The organism is Zoogloea oleivorans, assembly GCF_008107625.1.
Taxonomy (GTDB): Bacteria; Pseudomonadota; Gammaproteobacteria; order Burkholderiales; family Rhodocyclaceae; genus Zoogloea; species Zoogloea oleivorans.
Genome location: NZ_SDKK01000012.1, coordinates 153,128 through 160,068 on the forward strand (window position 1 = coordinate 153,128; position 6,941 = coordinate 160,068).

Sequence of the window (6,941 nt, forward strand, 5' to 3'; positions counted from 1 at the left end):
GCTTTGCGGCTGGGCTCCGGCTAGGTGTTTGTCACCCGGGCGTGGATGGCTTTCAGGTCGGCCTCGTCGAGCGTTTCGCGGGCCAGCAGATCGCGTGCCGTTTCTTCGAGGATCTCCCGCCGGTCGTCGAGAATGGCCGAGCTGCATGCGAAGGCATGGGCGACGATCTGGCGTACGGCGCAGTCGATCTCCCGGGCGGTTTCTTCGGAGTAGTTGCGCTCCTGTGTCGGGCTGGCGTTCTGGCCGAGAAAGTTGGTCTTGTCACTCTCGTAGGCCACGTTGCCGAGCTTTTCGTGCATGCCGAAGCGCATCACGATGGAACGGGCAATCGAGGTGACCTTCTGCAGGTCGTCGGCGGCGCCGGTGGAGACTTCGCCGAATATCAGCAGTTCGGCGGCGCGGCCACCCAGCAGCACGGCCATCTTGTTTTCCAGTTCGGCGCGGGTCATCAGGAAGCGGTCTTCAGTGGGGCGCTGGATGGTGTAGCCCAGCGCGCCGACGCCCCGCGGAATGATGCTGATTTTGTGCACCGGATCGGTGCCGGGCAGGCCCATCGCCACCAGGGCGTGGCCCATCTCGTGGTAGGCCACGACGGTACGTTCGTGCTCGTTGAGGACGCGGTTCTTCTTCTCGAGGCCGGCGATGATGCGCTCTACCGCCACGGTGAAGTCATTCACGGTGACTGATTCGCCGTCGCGGCGGGTGGCTACGAGCGCCGCTTCGTTGCACAGGTTGGCCAGATCCGCGCCAGAGAAGCCCGGGGTGAGGGCAGCCACCTTCTCGGCGTCAGTGTCGGCGGAGAGGGTGATCTTCTTCATGTGCACCTCGAGAATCGCGATGCGGCCCTTCTTGTCGGGGCGGTCGACGAGCACCTGGCGGTCGAAGCGGCCGGCGCGCAGCAGGGCCGGGTCGAGCACTTCCGGCCGGTTGGTAGCGGCCAGCAGCACCAGGCCGGACGACGAATCGAAGCCGTCCAGTTCGACCAGCAGCTGGTTGAGGGTCTGTTCCTTCTCTTCATGGCCGCCCATGCCGCCGAAGGCGCCGCGGGCCCGGCCCACGGCATCGAGTTCGTCGATGAAGATGATCGCCGGGGCCTTGGCGCGGGCTTGCTCGAAGAGATCGCGCACGCGTGCCGCACCGACGCCGACGAACATCTCGACGAACTCGGAGCCCGAGATGGAGAAGAAGGGCACGCCTGCCTCACCGGCCACGGCCTTGGCGAGAAGCGTCTTGCCGGTGCCCGGCGGGCCAACCAGCAGTACGCCCTTGGGCAGCCGTCCACCGAGGCGGCCGGACGTCTTCGGGTCCTTCAGGAAGGCGACCACCTCCTTGAGTTCATCCTTGGCCTCGTCCACGCCGGCCACGTCGTCAAAGGTGACGCCGGTGTTGGCTTCCACGTAGACCTTGGCCTTGCTCTTGCCGATGTTCATGAAGCCGCCGCCCATGCCCTGCTTGCCGCCGAACTTCTTCATGGCGAAGAACCAGATGCCGACAAAGATCACCGCCGGCAGCACCCAGCCGAGGAGATCCTTGAGGAAGGTGTTTTCGACCACGCCGGTGAACTTGACGTCGTACTGGGACAGATCTTTGGCCAGGGACGGATCGACACGGGTGGTGACGAACTTCTGACGGCCGTCCTCAAGGGGCTTCTTGAGGCTGCCCTGGATGGTGTTGTCGGTGATGGAGATCTCACTGATCTCGCCGGCCTTCACCATGCGCTGGAACTCGCTGTAGGGCAGCGGTTCGACGGTGCGCATCTGCACCCACAGGTCATGCAGCGTGAAGATCGCAAACAGCGCGAAGACGAGGTACCACAGGCTGAATTGCGTTTTCTTTTCCATGACTCCGGGGGTGAAAGGACGAATTATTCCTATATGGGGCCGGAAGCCCGGCCTTCAAGCCGGGGGTGTGTGGTGTCTTGATTGTGTCCAAGCGTGAAATCCTGCCGCTGGCGGCTGATGTGGGTGCGAGTTATGTCACGAATGTCTGCGGGCTTTGGTTTTATAACTAAAGACATAGAAAACCTCCTGCTTCCGGACTCAACACGCCCATGTGGAATCAGCTGCGCCCTGTCTCATCCCGCCCCGCAAAATGTGCTGCCCTCGGCTTGCTGTTGTGCGCCGCCCTGTCTGTGCAGGGCGCTTACGCCGCCAGCGGTAGCGAGCAGGCAGCCGGCTTTTTCGAGGATGCCCGCGGTCGTTTTGCACGCAACGATGTGGCCGGCACAATCATTCAGGCACGCAATGCGATCCAGAAGGATGCAGGCCTGCTGGCCGCCCATCTACTCCTCGGCAAGGCCTTGTTGAAGGATGGTCAGGCCGCCGCCGCCGAAGCCGAATTCGAAATCGCCCTGCAGCAGGGGGCCAGCCTTGCCGATGTGGCCCAGCCCTACGGCATGGCCCTGATGATGTTCGGTAACAGCGAGAAGCTGCTGGCGCGAATCAGGCCGGACGGCCTGGCGCCCGCCGTGCGTGCCGAAGTGCTGGCCCTGCGCGCTACCGCCTACGCCGACCAGGGCGACATGAAGGCCGCCTTCCGCGCGGTGGACGCCGCCCGGGAGGCCGATTCCCGCTCGCTCGCCCCGCTGCGTGCCGAGATCGATTTGTCCCTGCGCTCCCGCGACAACGCCCGGGCCGGCAAGGCGCTCGCCACGGCCCTCGGCCTGGCGCCCCTCGACCCGCAGCTCCTGCACCTGAAGGGTGCCATGCTGCAGTCCGGTGGCGACGGGGCAGGCGCCATGACGTATTTCGCCAAAGCCCTGCAGGCCGATCCCCGTCTGGTGGATACGATGGTCGCGAGGGCCTCCCTGCTCATCGACCTGAAGCGCCCCGAAGAGGCCATGCCCGACTTGCAGCGGGCGGCCGCCCTGACCCAGCGGGAGCCGCGCGTGGCTTACCTGAAGAGTCTGGTCTTTGCCGCCCGCGGCGACACCAAGGCGTCGCGTGTCGAACTGGAGGCCGTGACCCGCCTGGTGGACGAGCTGCCTGAAGCCTTCATCGCCCGTCAGCCGCCGCTGCTGATGCTTGGCGGCCTGGCCAGCTACGCCACCGGCCGCGCCGAACGGGCCCGTTCGCTGCTTGAACTCTACGTGCTGCGCATGCCCGGCGACCCGGCTGGCCGCAAGTTGCTGGCCAACATCTACCTGGCCAGCGGTGACACGGCCCGCGTCGCCGACCTGCTTGATCCCTTGCTGCGTTCCGGCGATGCCGACCCGCAGGTGCTCACCACGCTGGCCGCGCTGAAGATGCAGCAGCGCCGCTTCCGTGAGGCTGCCGAGGCACTCGATGCGGCGGCCCGCGCCACCGGCGCCAATCCGGGCATCACCGCGCAGATGGGCTTTGCCCACATCGGCAACCAGCAGGGCGATCTGGGTCTGGCGGCCCTGCGTCGTGCCTTCGACAAGGAACCCGGCCAGCTCAACGTGGCCTCGGCCCTGGCGACCCTCTACCTGCGTCGCGGCGACACCCGCAATGCCCAGCAGATCGCCGATGCGCTGGTGCGCCGCCTCCCCGGCGAAGCGCTTGCCCACAACCTGCTCGGCGCGGTGAAGGCGGCCAGTCGGCAGCCCGTCGAAGCCCGCGTCGCCTATGCCCGGGCGGTGGCCCTGAACGCCGCATTCGCCCCGGCCCAGCTCAATCTGGCCCGTCTCGATGTCGCCGATGGTCAGCTCGATGCGGCCCGTCAGCGCCTTGTCGCGCTGCTCGGGCAGAACCCTCGCAACGTGCAGGCGCTGACCGAACTGGCGCGGGTGGAGGTTCGCGCCGGTCGTGACGGCGAAGCTCTGACCCTGCTCGAAAAGGCCCGTGCCCTGGATGCCAGGGACATGCCTGCCGGCCTCGAACTGCTGGCCTTGCAGCAACGACTCAACAAGCCCGCCGCTGCGCTGGCGCTGGCCAGGCGACTGGTGGTGGACCGCCCGGAGGATCCGGCTGTGCTGGAAGCCCTTGGCCGCGCTCATCTGGCGGTGGGCGAGCGCTCCGGCGCCCGGGCAGCTTTTGCCACCCTCGGTCGCCTGGCTGGCAGCGACGCCGAGCGGCTGGTCGCCATTGGCCAACTGCAACTGGCTGCCGGGGCCGCCAACGATGCCGGGGTGAATGCCGAAAAAGCTCTCGCTGCGAAGCCCGGTCTTCTTCCGGCGCTGATCCTGCAGGTCGAGGCCGAAGTGCTGGCCGGAAATCTGCCGCGGGCCGACAGCCTGCAACGGGCCCTTGCCGCACGCACGCGTAAAGGTGCTGAGGCCCTGCGTCTGGCTGGCGATATTGCACTGGCCCGGCAACTGCCGCGGGAGGCCGCCCAGGCGTACCGGGCGGCCTTCGACAAGGCGCCTTCTGCCCGTTTGGCACTGCTCGGTTTCAGTGCCGCCTTCCGCGCCGGCGAAGGAGACAAGAGCATGGCCATGCTGGAAAGCTGGCTGCGCGCCCACCCGGGCGATGTGCTGGTGCAGGCGGCGCTGGCCGAAGGCCATCTGCGCCTTGGTCGTCTTCCCGCCGCGCGCAGTGCCTACGAGGCCCTGCTGGCCCGCGAACCGCAAAACGGCGCGGCGGCCAACAACCTCGCCCAGGTGCTGCTGCGCCAGAACGACAGTGGCGCCCTCGCGATGGCCGAACGGGCTGCCCGGCTGGCCCCGGAAGATGCCAACGCCCTCGATACCCTTGGCTGGACGCGGGCCTGCAGCGGTGCTCTGGATATCGCCCTGACAACCTTGCGCGAGGCTCGTGTGCGGGCGCCTGATTCCCGCGACATCCGCTACCACCTGGCGTGGGTGCTCCATCGCAGCGGCAAGAAGGACGAAGCCCGTAGCGAGCTGGCTGGTGCCCTCAAGGGGACGGGCGAGTTTGAAAGTGAAGCCGACGCGCAGGCGCTGCGCCGGGAGCTCGGCGTATGAGAAGCAAGAGAAGGCCCCGTCGCCAGGCCCCCAACGAACATACAAGGCATGACCCCAAAATGAAAATCCACCACTCCCGATCCCTTGCCATGCTGCTCGTGGCCCTTTTTGGTGCCAGTGCAGCCCATGCGGCATCCTCATGGAACTTTACCGGGGCAGGCGCCGAAACAGGCGCCAATGCCTTCGGCAACACCCGCAGTTACTCGGCTTCCAGTGGAGATGGCAATGTGGCCGTGTCGGCCTGGTCCAATACCAAAAACAACGGGGCGAGCCTGAACGCCTACATCGAGAGTGCTTATCTGGGCGTCTACAGTGGTGGCCTCGGCAGCACCAATCGGGATGCAGGGAGTTCAGCCGGCGACAGCAACGAAGGCACGATCCAGAACAGCTCGTCGCCTGGCCACACGATGGACAACAGCGCCCGTAACGACTCGATGCTCTTCGATTTTGGCGCCGGCAAGTCGGCGCAACTGAAGAGCGTGACTGTTGGCTGGTGGTACAACGATTCCGACATCATGGTGCTGGCCTACACGGGCACCGGGACGCCGACCTTCACGTCGGCCAACCAGGGCTACAGTAACCTCCTGGCCAGCGGCTGGAGCATGGTGAAGAGCGGTACGGGCGGCGCCCAGGCCAATTACCTGAACGCCGCTGGTGGTGCCGCCGCCCAGTCGACCAATACAGCCACCTACGTGCCGCTGGCAGTCAATGATCTCAACATCAGCGCACGCTACTGGCTGATTGGCGCCCTCAACACGATTGTCCAGGCGCTGCCGGCCGGGGTTTCCGACACGAAGAGGGACTACGTCAAGATCGCTGCGATGAGCGTCTCCTACAGCCAGGTGCCGGAACCGTCCAGCATTGTTCTGGCAGGGGCTGCGCTGGCCGGTGTGGTGGCGCTGCGCCGTCGCCGGACACCGTCTTAAAACAGTCCTCTTGCTGCGAGCGGTGAGCTGAGCAGTACGAAGCCGGCGACGTTCGCCGCCACGCTGGCCCAGAAGGCCGAGCGGAAGGAGGCTTTCGACGATTTGTGGCGCAGGCGTTGCTGGGCCACGATGGCTCCCGGCCAGCCCCCCGCCAGACCCAGCAGGAGCAGAGTGCCCTCGGGCGTGCGCCAGGCGCCCTGCCGGGCCGCAGCCTTATCCATGGCGTAGGCGGCATAGCACAGCAGGCTGGCCAGCAGGTACCAGCCGGCGATCATGCGCGGAACATGCCACACGACGGACACGCCGGCATAGAGGACGAAGAAGGCGGGCAGAGTGAAATAGCTCGCGGTGCCCCACTGGGCCGGTGAGTCCGGCACTTTCTTCATCGCTCGTGCCGGACCAATCGGGCGGATTTTCTTCGCTCGCTTCTTGCCGTCGGCGTTGAGTTCCACCTCGAAGCTCACCAGTTGGCCCACCACTGGCCGACCTGTGCCGGCCGGGAAGGCCTTGATGTGGGCAAAGATCTCTTGCCCGCCCTGGTGGGTTTCGATGAAACCGAAACCACGCTCATCGTTCCAGGATTTGAGCCTGCCTTCGATCTGCATGCCTTGACGCCTCGTTGCTGGTTGGAATGCGAAACGCCCCGGTCGGGGCGTTTTCGTTTGCTGCGGGTGCTGCGGCGTCTGTTTTAGCGGTTGCCGCCGTTGCCACCGCCACGGGGGCTGAACAGGGCAGCCGGCTTCACGTCGCCCGGCTTGCGGCCGGTGAGGGTGACGGCGGAACGCTTGGATTCGTCCAGTGCGGCCGGGGTGCCCCGGTTGGGGTTGCCGCCACGTGGGCCGCCCTGACCCTGACCTTGGCCCTGACGGGGGCCCTGGCCTTGACGCGGACCCTGGGGAGCGCCTGCAGCAGGGCCGCGGTTGGGCTTGTCGAAGCCGCTGCCGTTGCCGTTGCCGTGACGATGGCCGCCCTGACGGGGCGCCTCCGGATCGCGGTAGGCGGGTTTGGCGCGGGACTGGTAATCGACCCGGTTGCCGAAGTCGTCATCCACGGGGCCGTCCTGGCGAGGGGCACGCGGCGCCGGGGTGCGGGGTTGTGCCTGGGCCGGGCTTTGATGGCCCTGGGCGGGC

5 protein-coding genes are annotated in these 6,941 nt (G+C 66.5%); 2 read left to right on the forward strand and 3 right to left on the reverse strand.

The window, feature by feature from the left end; all coding sequences use genetic code 11:
• Positions 1–20: 20 nt before the first annotated feature.
• Positions 21–1,841: an ATP-dependent zinc metalloprotease FtsH gene (gene ftsH, locus ETQ85_RS14145; protein WP_148579712.1), complete on the reverse strand. Its 1,821-nt coding sequence runs from the start codon at positions 1,839–1,841 to the stop codon at positions 21–23.
• A 209-nt stretch (positions 1,842–2,050) separates the two neighbouring features.
• Here ftsH and prsT point away from each other — a divergent pair, with 209 nt between their 5' ends.
• Both prsT and xdp1 read left to right on the forward strand, forming a co-directional pair.
• Positions 2,051–4,885 carry an XrtA/PEP-CTERM system TPR-repeat protein PrsT gene (gene prsT, locus ETQ85_RS14150; RefSeq protein ID WP_148579713.1) on the forward strand — a complete coding sequence of 945 codons (2,835 nt, stop codon included), beginning with the start codon at positions 2,051–2,053 and terminating at the stop codon, positions 4,883–4,885.
• Between the two features lie 59 nt (positions 4,886–4,944).
• On the forward strand, positions 4,945–5,811 hold the full coding sequence (gene xdp1, locus ETQ85_RS14155) for an exosortase-dependent surface protein XDP1 (protein ID WP_187394709.1): 867 nt from the start codon (positions 4,945–4,947) through the stop codon (positions 5,809–5,811).
• Here the strand turns inward: xdp1 and ETQ85_RS14160 are convergent.
• On the reverse strand, positions 5,808–6,416 hold the full coding sequence (locus ETQ85_RS14160; protein ID WP_148579715.1) for a DUF1294 domain-containing protein: 609 nt from the start codon (positions 6,414–6,416) through the stop codon (positions 5,808–5,810). The genes xdp1 and ETQ85_RS14160 overlap by 4 nt on opposite strands.
• 83 nt (positions 6,417–6,499) lie before the next feature.
• On the reverse strand, positions 6,500–6,941 hold a 442-nt coding region (locus tag ETQ85_RS14165), incomplete at its 5' end, for a hypothetical protein (RefSeq protein ID WP_222862165.1).

Excerpts from the sequence above, each read along its gene's own strand:
- xdp1 (WP_187394709.1), top strand. The coding sequence starts at position 4,945 with ATGAAAATCCACCACTCCCGATCCCTTGCCATGCTGCTCGTGGCCCTT.
- ETQ85_RS14160 (WP_148579715.1), bottom strand. The coding sequence starts at position 6,416 with ATGCAGATCGAAGGCAGGCTCAAATCCTGGAACGATGAGCGTGGTTTC.
- prsT (WP_148579713.1), top strand. The coding sequence starts at position 2,051 with ATGTGGAATCAGCTGCGCCCTGTCTCATCCCGCCCCGCAAAATGTGCT.
- ftsH (WP_148579712.1), bottom strand. The coding sequence starts at position 1,841 with ATGGAAAAGAAAACGCAATTCAGCCTGTGGTACCTCGTCTTCGCGCTG.